Consider the following 17,887-nt stretch of genomic DNA (forward strand, 5'->3'; position numbering starts at 1 on the left):
TCCATTGCCCTTCTTGAATTTTATCAAAAAGGGCGATTTTTTTAGTATCGGTAGTGGTCTGGTTTGTACGGACCTTCGAGTGGAACACTGATATAATCAGCTTGTTTTTGAGTGAGTTTTGTCAAACGAACACCCAGTTGTTCTAAATGAAGAGCAGCTACTTTTTCATCCAAATGTTTTGGAAGGCGATGTACACCTAACTCATATTTAGTTGTGTAAAGTTCAATTTGAGCCAAAACTTGGTTTGTAAAAGAACTAGACATTACAAAGGATGGGTGACCAGTTGCACAACCAAGGTTAACTAAACGACCTTCCGCAAGAACGATGATAGATCTTCCATTAGGGAAAGTGTACTTATCAACTTGTGGTTTGATTTCTTTTTTGGTAACACCTTTTTCAGAGTTCAAACGAGACATTTGAATTTCTGTATCAAAGTGTCCGATGTTACAAAGAATCGCACCGTCTTTCATTGCTTTCATGTGTTCCAGTGTGATGATATCATCATTTCCAGTTGCTGTTACAATGATGTCAGCATTTTCGATTACATCTTCTACACGTAAAACTTGGTATCCTTCCATCACCGCTTGAAGAGCGCAAATTGGATCGATTTCAGTTATAATCACACGTGCACCAAAGTTACGAAGGGAAGCCGCAGAACCTTTTCCTACATCACCGTAACCACAAACAAGTGCCACTTTACCAGCAAGCATAACGTCTGTTGCACGTTTGATTCCGTCAGCAAGGGATTCACGGCAACCGTATAGGTTGTCAAATTTAGATTTTGTAACAGAGTCATTTACGTTGATTGCAGGGATTTTCAAAGTTCCTGCTTTCAATTTTTTATGAAGTGCAATCACACCTGTAGTTGTTTCTTCCGAAACACCTTTAATTTCTGCTAGAAGTTGTGGGTATTTTTCATGGATGTAGTGAGTTAGGTCATGACCATCATCAAGGATCATGTTTGGTCCTTTTCCACCGTCAAAAAATAGTGTTTGTTCAATACACCACCAGTATTCTTCTTCTGTCTCCCCTTTCCATGCAAATACAGGAATTCCTGCTTTTGCAATGGCTGCCGCAGCATGGTCTTGTGTTGAAAAAATGTTACAAGAGGACCAACGAATGTCAGCACCTAATGCAGCCAAGGTTTCAATCAAAACTGCTGTTTGGATTGTCATGTGAAGAGATCCGCAAATTCTAGCACCTTTTAGTGGTTTAGAATTTCCGAATTCTTTGCGAAGAGCCATAAGGCCCGGCATTTCTTTTTCTGCCAAAATGATCTCTTCTCTTCCCCATTCTGCAAGAGAGATATCCTTCACTTTATATGGCAATCTTTCCGTTTTCGTTTCAGTTGCTGTGGACATAGTGTCCTCCTTATTCCTTTGTTGCTTTGATAGTTAAAATTTTAAAACTTGATTCTGTTTGGATCTCATTCATGGACCCGACCCTAAAACCTGCATTGGAAAGCCAGGATTCAAAAAGTTCTGGTTCAAATCCAAGCCAAAGGTCTGCAAAATTATCTCGCATAAATTCCGCATTGTGTTTTCCTAAATCTACAATACATAAAACCCCACCTGGTTTTAGTACCCTTGCCACCTCTTCTAAAACCGTTGGTGGATGAGAGATATGGTGCATCACCATAGATGCCACTACCGCATCACAAGAGTTATCTGCAAGTGGCAGATGTTCCATAGGCGTTTGGATGAGACTGACACTTGGATTTTTTCCATAATGTGAAGAAGCACTTTCAATCATTTTAGAGGAATTATCCACTCCCGTAACATGTTTTGCTTTGTTTAAAAGAAATGGAATGAGTCCCCCAGGACCACATCCCAAATCCAAAATATTTTCACAAAGTGGAAGTTCTTGTAAAATCCAAGACCTGTAAAGTTTGGGATGGAGTGTTTCTTCCTGTAATTTTTCCCAACTTTCTGCCACTCCATCAAAGAAGGTTTTAGATTTCCTTTCTCTGGTTTCCAAAATCTGGTGGACCATCCTTTGGTCTCTTTCCCTAGAAGGAAGATCTTCCTTATATGATAACAATAGTTTAGTGAGCTCAAATGGAAATTTTTGACCAGACTCTTCTTCCTCAGGAAGGTAACTATACACAAGGCTTCCTTCCCGGCGAGATCCGATGAGACCTGCTTCTATCAAAATCTTTAAATGACGCGAAATGCGAGATTGGCCCATCCCAAGGATTTCCACCACTTCGTTCACAGAAAAGGCACCAAAACTTAGGATATGGAGGATGCGAATTCGTGTTTCGTCGGAAATGGCCTTGGTGGCGGAAAGCAAATGACCAGAAGGTCTAGATTTGGGGAGTGTTTCGATTGCCATATCCAAGATATCTACATATCAAGAAATCTTGATATGTAGATTCCGCAAGCAATTTTTTGGATCTTTCTGGAAAAGACCCTAAGTTTACCTGTGAATTAGGATATTTTGAAGAAATTGATCTTCTTCTTCAAAGTTTCTGCTAAATTGGCGATCCCATTGGAAGTGGCGGTCATTTCTTCAAGGCCAGCCGCTGTGCCTTGGGTCAAGTCATTGATGCTGAAAATGGCTTGGGCCACTTCCCCGATCGCATTTTTCTGTTCTTCCATAGAAAGTCGGATGGCTTGGCTGATTTGGTTCACCTTGTCTACCTCTTCCCCAACTTTTTGGTTGATGATGAGCTGCTCTTTTGTACTCGCTTCTATAGAATCTGTCATTTCGTTGAAGGAGTTCACCCCTTGGATGATTCTTTGGATGAGAGAAATTGTGGTTTCAATATTTTCTCGGCCGTTTTCAATTTCTTTTTCATTGGCTTGGATGAGTTCACCAATATCACCGATGGACATGGCTGTTTTTTCTGCCAACTTCCCAATTTCATCGGCGACCACAGCAAATCCCCTTCCATAAACCCCTGCTCTCGCTGCTTCAATAGCAGCATTTAACGCAAGTAAGTTGATTTGTTCAGAGATATTATTGATAATTTCAATCACACTTCCAATTTCTTCAGAACTATTGCTGATTTTGGTGATTGAATTTCGCATAGAATCCAAAGAAGTTTGTCCAGACCTTGCTTCTTCTGAAATAAGCGTTACGTCTTTTGAAGCTTTTCCAACTTGTCTACCAGTAGCTTCAATCAAACTAGAGAGTTCGGCCATTTTTATTTTTAAAAAATCAACTTTGCGAAATTGATCTTCTGCCTGAGCATCTACGTTTTGAACGGCTGCCGATATCTCTTCGATAGAAGCAGAAATTTCTTCTGCAGAAGCTGCTTGTGTTTGGGCATTCGAAGATAACATGTTGAGTGAAGCTGACATTTGTTCAGCAGAAGAAGCCAGGTCTTCAGAAAATGCCTGGTTGGAACCTACTACTTCGGAAATTTGTTTTAAAGTGGCATTGAGTCCACGAGCAAGTCTTGCAAATTCATCAGAAGATTCCATCTTTACATTGTGACGTAGGTCACCTGTTTCAATATCATGTAGGATTTTACCTACGGTTTTCATTGGTTTAAATCGAGCCGTAAACAATAAATAAATGGCAATGGCAATGAATACCGCTCCAATGATACTAATGATTGTTAACCCACGCAGAGAGGAAAGACTTTCCACTTCGATTTCTTTTAAATCGATCGTAGAAAAAAATTGAAGCCCATACTTTTCACTTACCTTTCTTCTTAACAAAAACGTTGATCCTTCCCAAGGATTACGAAAAGAATCGGATTCCCCTGCATTTTTGGCAAGTTCCTCAAATTCCGTATTTTTAAAACTATGCATTAAGTATTTAGGATTGGGATGATAAACCATCGTGGATTGTTTATCTAAAAGAAAGGAATAACCTGAAGTTCCAATCTTTACGTTTTTTAGAAAAGACTCCATTGCTTTTCCTACAAGAAATGGCATCCCAACCATTCCAATGACAGTTCCATTTGCATTTTTTACGGGAGTTGTGACCATAATCACAATCTCTCCGTTAAATGGTGATTTTACAGCAACACCAACATGGTTTTTCCCTTCTTTCGATGCTTTGATATTCTCAAGAACATCCGGGTTGGATGCTAAGGAATAACCCACACTAGCTCCGTTAGGAAGCCCCGAAGCAACGATAGGAATGCCATCTGCAAAAGAAGCAATAAATGCATTTTCTAAAAGTAATTGTGAATCATTCATTACTTTGGAAAGAATCGGTTCTGCTAACTTATAATTTTTGGTTTCAAGGGCAGTTCTTATGACAGGCAGTGAAGATACTTCTTTTAAATTAGCTTCTATAGACTCAAAATAGACATTGATTCCCGCTTCATTACTTTGATTGAAATTATACAACTGGTTAGAAAAAGCTTTTTCTAACGACTTTGCATTGACATTAAAAGCATAAATCAAAAGGAAAATAGACAGAACCATAACCATAAGTGAAAATATAATAGGAACGGTATTTCTTAAGTTTCTATAGTAAGGGGTAATTGTTTCTTTTAATTCTGCTTGAAAGATATCATCGTCCAAAACGATGTGTGATGATTTTTCGAGTAAAATGAATGAAGAAATAACATTGAGAAGCGCTGTTAAAATTAGAATACTTACGATATAAAAAGAATCGGACTTACTGGTTTCTTCCAGAAGCAGCAGTGGACCTACCACGATGGGGAGGGAAAGAGTCCATTGGGCACTTCCAACTAAGGCACCTACCACTGGCATCTTCGCAATGAGATTCCAAACAGCCACATAGGTTTTGGGATTTTTATCAGTTTGAGACTCGAGTTCGATCAGTCCCTTTTTAATGGCCTTTAGTTTTTTAGGAAAGATAAGTGCAGGAAGAAGCAAACTCACAAGGGCCGCCGCAATCGCGGCACCAACGAAAGTTTTCGCTTGTTTAGGACTTAAATCAACATAGAAAAGGATCAGTGCGATTCCAATGGGAACCACAATGCCTAAAGAGAAAACTTGGGATGCGAGAGTGAATGCCCTAGAGTAGCGTTTGTATAACTTCATTAAAACTTAGACCTAAGACGAAGGGTAATTTTAGCGATCCTTATGGCAAGGTTTTATGGATTTCCCCGAAGTTTTCCTAAAAAGAGAGTTTGATACCCAAATTGGCGGAGTATAAATCTTTTCCTCCATACAAACCTTCGGCAATCACCTTTAGAAGATACAAATCAAATTCTAATCCCACAATTCCGTATCCTATTCCACGTTTGGAGTTGGATTCGCTACTAGCTCTAAACCCAAGCGTGGCATTGGGGTTTTGTGCCAGAAGATTCTTGTCCACAGCGGATTGGTATTCTCGTGGTAATTCCAAAGGTTGGGATTCGTTCGTATTGACAATGAAAGGTCCTCTTCTACTTAAGTTTGCTGAGTTACTTCCGGAATTCCAACTATACCCTCCACCCACAATCACGTTGGCGATCCAAAAAAGACCAAGTCCTGTACGAAGGTCTACATTTGTGGTTTGGATCTTGGTATTAAATTGGAAGTTTGTATCTCCACCCCATTTTCCTTTGACACCTTGGAATTCAATTTGAGCCGCCTTACCTTCTAAATAACTAAGACTCATATTTTGTTCCATCACATGGTGTCCCACACCTACGTTGATTCCGTTCCAAGTGATTAGGTTCATCAAAAAACCTTCTTTTTCTACCAACTGGTAACGGATCATTCCACCATACGACCGTACGGCGATACGACCTTGGTAATTTTTATTATTGGAAGCTGATTGGATTTGGTCTTCTGAAACAGCCACGTTCATACCGTGAAGAAAAATTCCAATCCGACGGATGTACCCACCATCAGAAGTTCCCAGTAACCATCCTGGATTAAAATCCAAATGGATAGATGGAATTACTGCACCTCCCACATTCGGAAGTTTGGGAAATTTAATATAATCGTCTTGGATTTGAATATCGTCTTTTTTGTATCCAGCAGCAGAAGCGCTGACACCGAATTGAACTCGACGAACCGTTCCAGTACCAATATTACTGGCACCAACATTGGCTAAAAATCCTGCTTCTAAGTTTGTTTTAAGTACTTCGTTTAAATATTCTGTTTCAAATTTTTTAAGCGAGCCATTCCCAGCTTCTGTGAGTGGTTTTGGTAAAAAACTACAAGCTGACCCTTCACAGGTAAATTGCGCATACAGCTCTGAATGTGATACTGTTGTGACAAATACGAGGAAAAGCAGTAAGTTACGTAAATTCATATATTTCCCTAATTCTCTACCAATCCTCAACAATTGGAAAGGAAATTTCTCTCCTAAACTGACACTTCTTTCGATTTTTTTGCCGCACTAATCCAAAAAACTCCCGTCAGTACGAATAAAGTACCAATACTATGTAGTATGGTAATCGGTTCATCTAATAACCAATAAGCCAAGAAAAGAGTCGACATCGGCCCAACGGAACCGACTATAGCGGCTGTTTTGCTACCCACACGTTTGATTCCTTCGGAAACAAATATGGCTGGAATCACAGTGTTGACAGTTCCCATAACAAAAGCAAGTGCATAGAATGAGAATGGTTGGATGAGTTCCTTGTAACTACCAAAAATTGCATAATGGATAAAAACAGCAAATGAAGATATAATTAAAGCCCAAGCTGTGTATTTTTTTGCACCTAACTTTGGTATAATGGAACCACTTCCCATGAGATAAATAGCATAAGTAAGAGCCGAAAGTAAAATAAAAAATGCCCCGAGGCTCACCTCTTTGGCAGAACCAAGTTGAACATCTTGTCCATAAGCCAAAAAAACTCCTGTATAAGTAAGAACGAGAGAAAATACTTCCCTAAGGTGGATTTTCTTTTTCAAAAATAAAAAAGATAAGATAACTACTAGAGTAGGATAAATAAAAAGGATGATCCTTTCAAGGCCGGCACTGATGTATTTGAGCCCTAAAAAATCGAATAGACTTGCTAAGTAATAGCCTACGACTCCCATAAGGATTACCTGGATCACATCCTTTTTGGTAAGAATCGTTTTTCCCTCTTCTTTTTCCGCTTTCCAAGCAATCCAAACTAAAAATGGAAAAGCAAAGAGCATTCGAAAGAAAAGGGATCCGATGGCTGAAATTTCATACCGGTAAGTCAACTTAACTATCACAGCTTTTGCGCTGAATAAAAGTGCTCCCATAAGTACGAGAGTTACCCCTTTCCATTCTGTACTTGTATTTTCTCTCACAAGCCCATCCTGAAAAACGTAGGAAATCCCGATAGTTTAATTGAATGAAACTAACTTTGCTTTTGGGAACCTTTTTGTTGTTTGGTTTTGCGATTGAGGCAAATCCTTCGGAGGAATTATCCAAACCTCTTTTACGAGTGTTCCCAAGTTTTAGGCCAGAAGAATGTCAGGACTGGGCCATTCGTCCCTTTATCTGCAAACAATGTTTACGAGAAGGGAAACGGTACGCTCAATTGATTCGATTTTTTGAAGATGGTCCTTACCGAACTCACGGTTGTTACAAAGAACCTGGAGGTTTTGAAAGTATAGAGGAAGAAACAAAAACCGGGAATGCGAATCCCCGGTAGGATCTGTAGAATTATTTTTTTACACAACCCATAATGCCAGCAAAACCTGGAGCATTTTTCAAACAGTTAGGATCAAATTTTCCTTCCATACACTGATCGATCATTTTTTGTTTACCTTGTTGTAATCCTGCGAGAACTGGTGCCGCCGCTGGGTTCTTTTTAGCTTCTTCTTCAATTTGAACAAAAGTGCTAGCGAGAGCAGACTCACACTCTTCTTGGGTATACACTTTGGATTTACAATTAGCCAAGAAAAGCCCGAGAGAGAGCGCCAAAATAAGGGTTTTTTTCATGAAAAACTCCGATACATAGATTTCATGATAACTTCTTTTTTAGAAAGGGATTTGAAAACAAAAAAATGATCCACCATATTGCCATAGGAACTCCCAATCCTTCCCTTTTAGCCGATTTTTACCTTAAAATTCCAGGTTCCAAAAAAATTAAGGAATTCCATTATGAATCAGGGATTCTGCGTTCTGTTTGGATTCAGTTTGGTTCTATCCTCGTTATGTTAGAAGATGGGGAAAATAAGTCCCCTCGTGCCCTTGTTTTTTCCTACCAAGAAATGGAAAGATCTAAATGGACTCAATTTTTAAAACAGAACGAAGTCGAAAGCCGAACAGAGTATACTATTTATTTTTTAGATCCTGATAAAAATCTTTTAGGAGTGAGTAGTTATCCAGAAAAACTAGAGTTGCAATTAGAAATGAGTTGAGAAAACAACTCATTCTACTTAAGGTTAAATTCATTTAGGAAAAGTAATCCAAAAGAATGAGCATCAAACAGAAGTTAGCACTAGGTTCTTCCATCATCACCCTATTTTCATTAGGAATTATCCTCTCACTAATCTCTTATGTCATATACAAAAATGCAAAAGAAGATGCACTAGAAAATATATCCGTCCTCGCCGACAAAATTTCCCTCGATGTAGGAGATTATTTATCAGCTCCACTAAGCGAAGCCTATTTATTAAAACAAATCCTTGAAGAACCAAATATTTTGGACCGTGAACGCGTATTCAAAGTATTAAATGTAATGACTGCATCCAATGAATCAATCCTTGGAACTTACGTAGTTTTTGAACCAAATGCTTTTGACGGCCGAGACTCTAACTATCGTAATGCGAAATATCATGATAATTCCGGTAGATTCATCCCTTATGCAGTGAAAGCAAATAACAAAATTATCTTTGAACCTGTGGTTGGATTTGATCTTCCAGAATCCGATTTTTACCAACTTCCAAAAAAAAATAGAAAACCAGAACTCATTCCTCCCTTTGATTATAAAGTAGATGGTAAAGAAATCACCATGATTTCACTTGTTTACCCTGTCATCAGAAATCAGAATTTTTTAGGAATTGCGGGAGCAGATGTTTCTTTAGCAACCATTCGGACCTATCTTAAAAATTTAAAAATTTTAGATGGGGCAGTAAAGATTACACTCGTTGCCAGTAATGGTTATGTTTTATTTAATGGAATCCATCCAGACCAAAAAGATGTGCAGTGGAAGGATGAAGAAGATACATATATTAATTTAGCGATGTCTTCTAAAGAAAAACAAACTTATTCCGATTCGGAATATTTTCATGTAAGTTTACCAATTCAACTTATAAAAAACACAGCTCCCTGGACACTCCGGGTTTCTTACCCGCAAGTTCGAATTACAAATGAAATCCAATCCATATTCTGGATCGCTTTAGGACTAGGTGCGATTGGGATACTTTTTTCTACGCTTGCAAATATGGTTATCTTTCGCAATTTAGTGGATAGACGTTTACAAACATTGATTGGATTTGCCAAAGATGCAGCTAACGGGAATTTATCGCAAGAAATCGTAGATGAAAAAAAAGATGAGATAGGCCTCCTGGTAGAAGCTGTGGTGGGGATGGTTACGAACATTAGACATATCTTAAGTGTCGCACAAACATCTGGATCAGAACTCACCGAGACATCCAAATTTATGGAAAACACAATCATTGAACTTTCTGATTTAGCACAAAGCCAAGCTGCCTCTTCTGAAGAAGCCAGTGCCACAGTAGAAGAACTCAATGCTTCCTCCGAAACAATTAATTCCAATGTACAACATGCGGTTAATAATTCCAAATCCATTAACAATTCCCTTCACGCCATCCAAATTCTAGTCCAAAAAATCACCGCCGAAGTAGAGTCCTTTGGAGAAATTGCAGTTGGCGCCAACAAAAAAGCAGAAGAAGGAAGGAATATGGCAGGCCTTACTTCTCAGGCCATTGAAGAAATCCAAGAAAAGTCATTAGCCATTACTGAATTTTCTGATGTCATTTCTGATATTTCCGAAAAGACAAGTTTACTTGCGTTAAATGCTGCTATTGAAGCCGCAAGGGCTGGTGAATCCGGTCGTGGATTTGCCGTCGTTGCAGAAGAAATTTCGAAATTAGCATCGCAGGCAGCAGAATCTGTTTCGCAGATCAATACATTATCAACAGAAGCTTTGGAATCGATTCAAAATGGTGGCAATCAAGTCGCAAACCTTATTGATTTACTTCGTGAGATTATTCGAGAAGTCTCAGTTATTTTTGATAAGGCCAAAGACATTGTTCCCCTTATCCAGGACCAAAAAACAAAAACGGACCACATTTACACTGAAATCGAAGAAATCACTAACCTTGTTGAATCCATCCAACAATCAACAGAAGAACAAAAAAGAGCCACTTATGAATTATCCAATATGACCATAAATATTTCGAATGGATCACAAGTGTTATCGGAACAATCGGAAACTATGTCTGCGAACTCTCTTCGCATGACAGGAATTAGTTCAAAAATTTCAGAAGTATTACTAAAATTCAATTTATAGGTATTTTTGGGACAAACTTTTTTTAAACTGACTCGCAACGAGTTTTAGGATGGAAAAAGTATAGAAGGAATCTTTCCAAGCGACTGCATTCGCCCAAAGGAGACCACCCGTTTGGAACTTGGAAAGACTGTGTCTGGTCGGTTTTGCAACAAAGCTTGAGGCGTTATTGCCCAGCCACCTCGCGAGTCAAAAATCTTTTGTTGTAACAACTACTATCCAAATAGACCACCTCCTTTGCTTATACCTTAGCTAAGCCTTTTCTAGTACTATCCAGAAATAACGTCAAGAAAACATTTGATCAAAACTAAAAATAAAAGAAGATAGTGTAAGTATGGCAAAAGAACAAGAGGAAAAAACCTTAGAAAGTGTAAACCAGTCTAACCTTCTTCAACTGGATTTTGAAGTCTCCATTTTTGACCTCTTCAAACATTACTTTCAAGTTAGGCTCCGCGTCAAAACACATGAACCAGAAATGACTTTCTGTTTACCTTGTTGGACTCCTGGTTCATACATGATCCGAGACTACGCAACCCACTTACATAAGTTCGAAGTGAAAAACTCAAAAACCGATGAACCTGTTTTTTGGGAAATGGTGGATCTACACCGTTGGAAATTAAAAAACCTTCCCGACGAATTTGAAATTTCCTATATAATTTATGCATTTGAAGACTTTACTGTCAGGACCAATTATCTAGAAACAGAATTTGGATTTATCAACCCACCTGCACTTTTTTTGTATCCCGAAGGAAAACTGGAACAATCTTCTTCTATACAATTCCAAGTTTCTAACCAATTCCCTTTTGTGTATTCCAGTTTGACTCGCAGCGAAAACGATTCACATCTTTTTTTTGCAGAAAATTTTGACGAACTCTTTGATTCCCCATTTCACTTGAGTAAACAAAATTCTGTATTTTTTACGGCAGGCACCACCAAACACGAATTACTCATAGAAGGAGATGTAAATTTTGATTTTAAAACCAAGTTAGCCCTCGATCTAAAACGAATTACAGAAACTCAAATAGAATGGATGATGGAAAGTCCAAATCCTTATTATTTGTTTGTACTAAATCTTAGTTTACCAGCTTATGGTGGATTGGAACATAAAGCATCAAGTATCAATTATTTTAATCCAGAACTTATTTCTGATGAAGAGGAGTATAAAAAATTACTCGAACTTCTATCTCATGAATACTTCCACCTTTGGAATATTAAACGAATTCGCCCAATAGCACTTGGTCCTTTTGATTATCAGAAACCAAACTTAACTAGAGAGTTATGGATTGCAGAAGGATTTACTAGTTTTTATGATGCCTATTTTTTGTATCATTCGGGTTTTTTGTCAAAAGAAGATTACTTATCCAAACTCCAATCCGATATATTTGCTTTGGAAGACAACGAAGCTGATTTTTGGATGAGCCTTGAAGAGTCTTCCTTTACGGCATGGACAAAGTACTATAAGAGAAATGGTAATAGTCACAATATCACGGTTTCCTATTATACCAAAGGCGGCGTTATTGCCTTATGTATGAATTTGTTTTTGCTAAAAGAGTCCAAAGAAAGGAAAACTATCCGCCATGTATTCCATAAACTTAACGAAGTTTTCGTAAAAACAAAAAAGAGAGGATTCACCAAACAAGAGTTCTTTGATACTATCAAGGAAGTCACAGGTGTGGACCTTAAAACAGAATTCAACGAATATTTAGAATCACCAAAACCAATTCCTATAGACTATTATTTAGATTTCATTGGGATCCAAAGAATTCAAACCGATATGGTGGGAGAAACAGGTTTCAAAACAAAAGAAAAAAACGGGAACCTTTATATCCAAAAACTCCTTCACAAATCAGATATGGACTCGTTCGATTTAATGTTAGATGACGAAATCCTTGCCATCAACGGGAAACGTGCAACATCAAACACCTTACAAAAGTTGGAAAAGAACTTACGGCCCGGCGAAAAATTCCATCTGATCCTTTCCCGTGCCGGGAAAATCAAAGAATCGATGATCACAGCATCCGGGTATTACAAAACAAAAAAATTTGTGATCGCAGAAGACTGCACAGAAGACAGAAAAGAACTTAGAGAATTTTTCTTAAGGAATATTGTATAAATGCCAGCTCTCTTTAATTACATTTTAACTCCCTCCAGTAAAGATGAAGTACTTCTCGATAGACCACTCCCTCTTTCCCATCGGCACCCAAAACATTGGATTCATATCACGGCGGAGAATGAAGAAAAACTAATGTTCCTTTTTCAAAAACATGATATCCACCAGCTGACAATCGAAGACATTCTAAACCCCAACAGTCGGATTAAATTGGAAATTTTTCCAAATTATATTTTTTTTGTTTTTCGTGGTTTTCATTTTGAGAGGAACCAACTCACTCAAAAAAACTTTAACTTCATCTTAACTCCAAACCAAATCATTTCTTTGACACTTGATTACCGTGATAGCATCGGTGATATCATTGACCAGTGGAAGGTTAACAATAAAATTCTTTCTCGCGGTTATGAGTTTATTGTTCATAAAATTTTAGACATTGAAACAGATCATACACTTGCCATCACACAAAAAATCGAAGAAAGAATTGAACATTTTGAAGAACAAATTTTTGGGAATGCAAAATCTTTGGATATCAGTAACGTTTATAGTTTGAGAGCAAGCCTACTTTCCATTAAAAAAGGGATGTTACAAAACAAAGAAGTTTTAGAAGACTTAGAAAAAATCAAAAACAGTTTTTTTAGTGATGAAGCTGATGCATTCTTTCGAGATGTACGTGACCATTCCCTTCGTATATTAGAATTAGTGGATAGTAATATCGAATCTATTTCCTCAGCACTTGAGGCTCACATTGCTATCTCCACTCGCAAAACAAATGAAATCATGAAAATCCTTACCATTATGACTGCGATCATGTTACCCATGTCACTCGTTGCAGGAATTTATGGAATGAACTTTCGCCATATCCCTACTTTAGAGTGGGAATATGGTTTTATCACAGCACTCGGTGCCATGGGATTTTTAGGGATTTTGATGTTACTTTACTTTAGGATCAAACGTTGGTATTGATTTTAAATCAATCCACGAATTTGAACCAATAATTCAGGGTCTTCTACGGGCGGATCAATTTCGCCCCTTGTCCACTGATTAAACAACTCCTTCAAACGTTTGTTAAGTGAATCGAATTCGGGAGAATTTGGGAACAAGATGATTGAATTTGGTTTCACTGTTTTTCCGGTTGTGGATACAAAAGCAAAATCAGGGATCATTTTCTCTAAGGTCTCAGCAGAAAAAGCAGGATAATTAGAACCTAACCAATCCACTGACGGCAAACAATTTTTCTGAAAATACGCATCACTCAAAGCAGAAACCAAAGCCCGTTTGAGTTGTTGTTTTTTTTCTTTTTCTAAACGTTCTTCCCTTTCCCTTAATTTCTTCTTATAAAAATTTTCCCTACGTTTCTGATACAAAAACTGACGGTCCATCTGCGCATAAGTAAGAATTGATTTCGCTTTCGCATAACCAGAGTTTACAATGGGAGTCACACCCAAAAAATAAAAAAGTTTATAAAACCAAGGGATGTATTTAAAATACACTGATTGTAAATTTTTGCCATAGGTTTTCACAAATTCATCATCTTTGAACAAAGGTTTTAATTCTTTTTCATTCAGTTCAATGATGGCTTTTAGATATAAAATATGTTCTGTTGTGAACCTATAATTTTGGAAAATTAAATGGTTAATGTCTTTGATGTTATTTTGATTATTATTCACAAAGACTGCAATCTTTGCATCTTGATCAAACCATTCGGCCGAAAGCACTTTTGGATTTTTTCGGAGTAGATCCACAATGATTGTATCGTGTTCGTTATCTTTTTCCAAATTGATCCGAAGTAACCTGGAATCAAAATCGAACTGGCTATCCAACATTTTCATATAAACTTTTAGGAGCCGGTCCACTTCTCGTTTTTTTTCCAGTTCCGCATACTTGGCAGCCAACTCGGCTACTTTTCTTAGGTTATGAATCAACGGATAAAATCCGTTTTCTTTCAGGATTTCCTTAAACTCATACAATGTATCTATTTTAGAACGAATTAGATCTATCTCACTAGGTTCTGCGTTTACACTAGTCACCGGTGTCGTCGAATGAATTCGATCAAATGCCAAACGAATTTCTGTATCAAAGGCCTTTGCCAATGGTTCCACTTTGGTTACCAAATACTCATTGGCAATTTGCAAAAAGTTTGCCGCTTCTATTTCCGGAATAGTATAAAATCCAACATGAGGAAGGACAATGATTCTAGGATCAGCATCAAACTCGTCAACGATCAGTCCTCGAGAACGTTTCAACATATCAGCTGACGGTTGTAAGGGGAACTGCTTTGGGTCCAACAAACGATCCAATTCATCACCAGAACCACTTTCTTCATTATAATCAATATCTGCTAATTTGTTTAATACAAGGCGCCAAGTATCTTCTGTTAAGATTCGTTTGGCTTGAATGTATTGAAAAAAGTGGTCAGTAGATCTTGCTATCAGTAATTTATAAGGTTCTTCCAATGGCATTCCGCCCGGAAGACCTACAAGAAAAGTCACTAAACGTAACTCGCCCACATCCGCATCGAACTTAATTTCAAAAAGTTGTGTAGTTAGTCCATAATCTATCAGTTGCCACATGGCATCCATTGCAGTTTCATGATCCATTTTTAGTTTTTCGAAATTGGAATCGGTAGGACGAAATAGATGACCAGCTTCAATGTTTTCACGCGAACTTTGCACTTCCACTGTCTTCATGATAGACAAAGCTTCTTTTTGTAAGATGATCCCAGAAGACCTTCCTAACGTTTCTTTCGTTGTTAGTTGCAAAAAATGGTCGTGCGGAGGTGATATTCTCATAAATTAAATGGCAGTGAGTCCGCCATCGACGGTCCAATTCGATCCAGAAATATATCCAGATTCTTTTTGAAGAAGGAAATTGACCACACGAGCTATTTCGGATGGTTCTGCAATTCGCCTAACAGGTGTCTGTTCAATAATTTTCGATTTATGATCCGAAACTTGGTCTTCTTGGATTCCCATATTGGTATCGACATAACCTGGGCTCACTGCATTGGCGGTGATCCCAAACTTCCCCCATTCATCAGCAACAGAACGAATAAAACCAACTAATCCGTGTTTCGATGAAGAATATGCAACCGAATTGGCTGCACCTACAATGGATAAAGAGGATGCGATGGCCACGATCCTTCCAAATTGATGAGTTTTAAAAATGGGAAGTAATAACTTAGAAAGTAGGAACAAACTGTTTAGGTTGATTCTGAAAATAGAATCCCATTCTTCGATGGAAACTTCAGTGATGGGGTGATAAGGCCCACCAAATCCTGCATTATGGACAAGTCCATAGAGGTCTCCCATTTCGGAACATTCTTGGATGATTTTAGAAAGTCCCCTCTCTACTACAAAAGGGGTTTCCGATAAATCCAGTTCACGATAGGTTTCTTGGAGGATCGGGGAATTAGGGCGGACTTTGTCCAAATTCCAAACAGAAAAACCTGCTAGGACGAGAGTCCTTACAATTTCCCTTCCAATCCCGCCACTGCCACCTGTCACGAGAACAATCGATTCCTTGATTTCCATCGGACCTACAAAATTCCTTTTCTTGGGGTAATGGATAAGTCATCCACAAAGATCGATTTAGGCAAGTGGGAAATACTCCACAAATACTCGGAAATGTCCGAAATAGAAACCATATCATTCTTGTCAAACTGGGGTCTTGTGTCCCAGATTTCCGTGGCAACTGCCCCTAAGCTCACATGGACCACCTTGGTTCCGAATGGTTTCCACTCTTCTCGTAACGCCCTGGCGATTCCAAGAACCGCATGTTTAGAGGCACAATAGGCCGCAGATTCTGGAAAACCTTGTTTTCCCGCAGTGGATCCTAAAAACACAAAAGTGGCTTGTTGAAAGAAAGGCAAATTTTGCGAAAAATATTTAGATAATAAGAGTAGAGAATGGACATTGAGTTGGAAATGGGCTTCGAGATCTTTTTTCTTCAGTAAGTCAATGGTCCCAAAGATTCCGTCACCTAAAGCAAAGTAAACATAAAGTTCTGTTTGTATGTAGTTAGGTGCAGTAGGTTCTTTTTTAAATCCATATTTCTCTGAAAGTGAAATTTCTAATGTTCTTAGATCCTCTTTTTTTGTGGCATCAAAAACAAAGGTTCCATTTTCTTTTTTTGAAAATACATTGAGTGGGAGTTCTCCTTTTCGGGAGAATCCATAGAGAGAAACAGATTTGTCTTCTAAAAAACGTTTGTAAAGCCCTTGTCCAATTCCGGAACCAATTCCAAAAATATAAACTTGGGCTTTCGGTTTCATATACGTCTAGCCATCACTTGTAATAGAAAATGAACAGCTTCCAAGTGTTTGTTGGCTTCCGCTACAGTTTTTCCCCAGACAGTGGGGCCGTGGCCTTCGATGAGAAGAAAGGGAACTTGTGGTTTCCCTTTGGTTTCCATGTAACGTTTGATTTCCGAAGCAATGGTGGGAACATTTGTATGATTATAAAAAACTGGAAATTTTAAATTTGGTTTTTCATCCCAAATCCCAAAGGCTTTGATGATTTCGATCGGAGGGAGGGGGATGTCTCGGAAACCCTCTTCTTTTCCAATTCCAAATTCTAAAAGATTAGAATCTAAAGTATGGACATGGAGAGCAGCCCCCGCATCGTCCATTTTAGAATACACCACCTGATGGATGCTAGTTTCTGCTGAGGGTTTCAGTCCCGCACTCGCAGAAACCAAGGATCCGTCGTTTACCGAAACACAAACAAAGTCTTTGTCTGTAAGTTCTCCCTTATGTTTTCCAGAGGCAGTAATCCAAAAATTATCTCCATCGCGTGCAGAGAGATTTCCCGCAGTGGCATACATCCACTGCCTTTCATAATAGGTATGGGAAAGTTTGGTCAGTTCCTGTAAGGAAGAAAGCGAATCCAAATCTATTTGTTCACGCGCTCCACGTAACTCAAATCTCGGAGGTCAATTTTAACGGTGTCCCCTTGTTTGATAAAGATAGGAACTTGAACTTCTCCACCGGTTTCCACAGTCACTCGTTTGAGCGCAAGACCAGTAGTATCTCCTTTGAGACCATCTTCTGCATAAGTTACTTCCAATATAGCAAAGTTAGGAGGTGTGACCCCAATCGGTTTGTCATTATAAAATGATACTTCTACCGGAGTTTCTTCTTTCATAAAAGGAAGGATGTCTTCCACATAATCTTTGGAAACCGGGATTTGTTCGTAATCGTTGACATCCATAAAAATGATTTGGTCACCGTCTGCATAACAGTACTGCATTTTACGGCGCTCTAAATCCACACTTTCCAATTTTTCTGCTGCTTTGAAAGTTCTTTCAATCGAAGAATCACGGACAATATTTTTTAGTTTGGTACGGATGAATGCAGAACCCTTTCCAGGATTCACAAACTCGGTTTTGACGACGGAATAAAGCTCATTCTCGATCTTGAGGATCATTCCTTTTTTTACTTCTGTAATGCCTAAGTTCAT

16 protein-coding genes are annotated in these 17,887 nt (G+C 38.4%); 5 read left to right on the forward strand and 11 right to left on the reverse strand.

Going from position 1 to position 17,887, the window contains the following annotated elements:
- Positions 1–41 precede the first annotated feature (41 nt).
- The 5 genes from ahcY to EHR07_RS02180 all read right to left on the reverse strand — a co-directional run bounded on the left by ahcY (position 42) and on the right by EHR07_RS02180 (position 7,148).
- On the reverse strand, positions 42–1,361 hold the full coding sequence (gene ahcY, locus EHR07_RS02160) for an adenosylhomocysteinase (RefSeq protein ID WP_135743563.1): 1,320 nt from the start codon (positions 1,359–1,361) through the stop codon (positions 42–44).
- A 10-nt stretch (positions 1,362–1,371) separates the two neighbouring features.
- On the reverse strand, positions 1,372–2,334 hold the full coding sequence (locus EHR07_RS02165; protein WP_135743564.1) for an ArsR/SmtB family transcription factor: 963 nt from the start codon (positions 2,332–2,334) through the stop codon (positions 1,372–1,374).
- Positions 2,335–2,429: 95 nt separating this feature from the next.
- Positions 2,430–4,970, reverse strand: coding sequence for a methyl-accepting chemotaxis protein (locus EHR07_RS02170; protein ID WP_135743565.1), 2,541 nt, complete (start codon positions 4,968–4,970; stop codon positions 2,430–2,432).
- Between the two features lie 76 nt (positions 4,971–5,046).
- Positions 5,047–6,174 (reverse strand): Lsa36 family surface (lipo)protein, encoded by a 1,128-nt coding sequence (locus tag EHR07_RS02175; RefSeq protein WP_135743566.1) that lies wholly within the window; start codon positions 6,172–6,174, stop codon positions 5,047–5,049.
- Positions 6,175–6,227: 53 nt separating this feature from the next.
- Positions 6,228–7,148, reverse strand: a complete 921-nt coding sequence (locus EHR07_RS02180) for a DMT family transporter (protein ID WP_135743567.1) — start codon at positions 7,146–7,148, stop codon at positions 6,228–6,230.
- Positions 7,149–7,192: 44 nt separating this feature from the next.
- Between EHR07_RS02180 and EHR07_RS02185 the strand changes: the two genes are divergently transcribed.
- Entirely contained in the window at positions 7,193–7,495 is a 303-nt protein-coding gene (locus EHR07_RS02185) for a hypothetical protein (protein ID WP_135743568.1), read from the forward strand.
- Positions 7,496–7,506: 11 nt separating this feature from the next.
- Here the strand turns inward: EHR07_RS02185 and EHR07_RS02190 are convergent, their stop codons facing one another.
- Positions 7,507–7,785: a TIGR04454 family lipoprotein gene (locus tag EHR07_RS02190; protein WP_135743569.1), complete on the reverse strand. Its 279-nt coding sequence runs from the start codon at positions 7,783–7,785 to the stop codon at positions 7,507–7,509.
- 65 nt (positions 7,786–7,850) lie between these two features.
- Between EHR07_RS02190 and EHR07_RS02195 the strand changes: the two genes are divergently transcribed.
- The 4 genes from EHR07_RS02195 (at position 7,851) to EHR07_RS02210 (ending at position 13,394) form a co-directional block, all read left to right on the forward strand.
- Positions 7,851–8,207 (forward strand): VOC family protein, encoded by a 357-nt coding sequence (locus EHR07_RS02195; protein ID WP_135743570.1) that lies wholly within the window; start codon positions 7,851–7,853, stop codon positions 8,205–8,207.
- A 56-nt stretch (positions 8,208–8,263) separates the two neighbouring features.
- Positions 8,264–10,324, forward strand: a complete 2,061-nt coding sequence (locus EHR07_RS02200; protein ID WP_135743571.1) for a methyl-accepting chemotaxis protein — start codon at positions 8,264–8,266, stop codon at positions 10,322–10,324.
- A 331-nt stretch (positions 10,325–10,655) separates the two neighbouring features.
- Positions 10,656–12,434, forward strand: a complete 1,779-nt coding sequence (locus EHR07_RS02205) for a M61 family metallopeptidase (RefSeq protein ID WP_135743572.1) — start codon at positions 10,656–10,658, stop codon at positions 12,432–12,434.
- Entirely contained in the window at positions 12,435–13,394 is a 960-nt protein-coding gene (locus EHR07_RS02210; protein WP_135568434.1) for a magnesium transporter CorA family protein, read from the forward strand.
- Positions 13,395–13,396: 2 nt separating this feature from the next.
- Here EHR07_RS02210 and EHR07_RS02215 read toward each other — a convergent pair whose 3' ends face one another.
- The 5 genes from EHR07_RS02215 to efp are packed head-to-tail and all read right to left on the reverse strand — an operon-like array spanning position 13,397 to position 17,887.
- Complete coding sequence (locus EHR07_RS02215; RefSeq protein WP_135743573.1) at positions 13,397–15,220, reverse strand: hypothetical protein; 1,824 nt, start codon at positions 15,218–15,220, stop codon at positions 13,397–13,399.
- Positions 15,221–15,223: 3 nt separating this feature from the next.
- The gene (locus EHR07_RS02220; RefSeq protein WP_135743574.1) at positions 15,224–15,961 is read right to left on the reverse strand and encodes an SDR family NAD(P)-dependent oxidoreductase; all 738 of its coding nucleotides are present in this window, start codon (positions 15,959–15,961) and stop codon (positions 15,224–15,226) included.
- Between the two features lie 5 nt (positions 15,962–15,966).
- Positions 15,967–16,701 carry an SDR family oxidoreductase gene (locus tag EHR07_RS02225; protein WP_135743575.1) on the reverse strand — a complete coding sequence of 245 codons (735 nt, stop codon included), beginning with the start codon at positions 16,699–16,701 and terminating at the stop codon, positions 15,967–15,969.
- Positions 16,698–17,318 carry a methylthioribulose 1-phosphate dehydratase gene (gene mtnB / locus EHR07_RS02230; protein WP_135743576.1) on the reverse strand — a complete coding sequence of 207 codons (621 nt, stop codon included), beginning with the start codon at positions 17,316–17,318 and terminating at the stop codon, positions 16,698–16,700. The genes EHR07_RS02225 and mtnB overlap by 4 nt, the downstream gene beginning before the upstream one ends.
- 2 nt (positions 17,319–17,320) lie before the next feature.
- Positions 17,321–17,887: an elongation factor P gene (efp, locus tag EHR07_RS02235; RefSeq protein ID WP_100715848.1), complete on the reverse strand. Its 567-nt coding sequence runs from the start codon at positions 17,885–17,887 to the stop codon at positions 17,321–17,323.

This window comes from Leptospira bandrabouensis (assembly GCF_004770905.1).
Lineage (GTDB): Bacteria > Spirochaetota > Leptospiria > Leptospirales > Leptospiraceae > Leptospira_A > Leptospira_A bandrabouensis.

Coding starts and splice junctions, on each gene's coding strand:
- ahcY (WP_135743563.1), bottom strand. CDS start 1,361: ATGTCCACAGCAACTGAAACGAAAACGGAAAGATTGCCATATAAAGTG.
- EHR07_RS02165 (WP_135743564.1), bottom strand. CDS start 2,334: ATGGCAATCGAAACACTCCCCAAATCTAGACCTTCTGGTCATTTGCTT.
- EHR07_RS02170 (WP_135743565.1), bottom strand. CDS start 4,970: ATGAAGTTATACAAACGCTACTCTAGGGCATTCACTCTCGCATCCCAA.
- EHR07_RS02175 (WP_135743566.1), bottom strand. CDS start 6,174: ATGAATTTACGTAACTTACTGCTTTTCCTCGTATTTGTCACAACAGTA.
- EHR07_RS02185 (WP_135743568.1), top strand. CDS start 7,193: ATGAAACTAACTTTGCTTTTGGGAACCTTTTTGTTGTTTGGTTTTGCG.
- EHR07_RS02190 (WP_135743569.1), bottom strand. CDS start 7,785: ATGAAAAAAACCCTTATTTTGGCGCTCTCTCTCGGGCTTTTCTTGGCT.
- EHR07_RS02195 (WP_135743570.1), top strand. CDS start 7,851: ATGATCCACCATATTGCCATAGGAACTCCCAATCCTTCCCTTTTAGCC.
- EHR07_RS02200 (WP_135743571.1), top strand. CDS start 8,264: ATGAGCATCAAACAGAAGTTAGCACTAGGTTCTTCCATCATCACCCTA.
- EHR07_RS02205 (WP_135743572.1), top strand. CDS start 10,656: ATGGCAAAAGAACAAGAGGAAAAAACCTTAGAAAGTGTAAACCAGTCT.
- EHR07_RS02210 (WP_135568434.1), top strand. CDS start 12,435: ATGCCAGCTCTCTTTAATTACATTTTAACTCCCTCCAGTAAAGATGAA.
- EHR07_RS02215 (WP_135743573.1), bottom strand. CDS start 15,220: ATGAGAATATCACCTCCGCACGACCATTTTTTGCAACTAACAACGAAA.
- EHR07_RS02220 (WP_135743574.1), bottom strand. CDS start 15,961: ATGGAAATCAAGGAATCGATTGTTCTCGTGACAGGTGGCAGTGGCGGG.
- EHR07_RS02225 (WP_135743575.1), bottom strand. CDS start 16,701: ATGAAACCGAAAGCCCAAGTTTATATTTTTGGAATTGGTTCCGGAATT.
- efp (WP_100715848.1), bottom strand. CDS start 17,887: ATGAACTTAGGCATTACAGAAGTAAAAAAAGGAATGATCCTCAAGATC.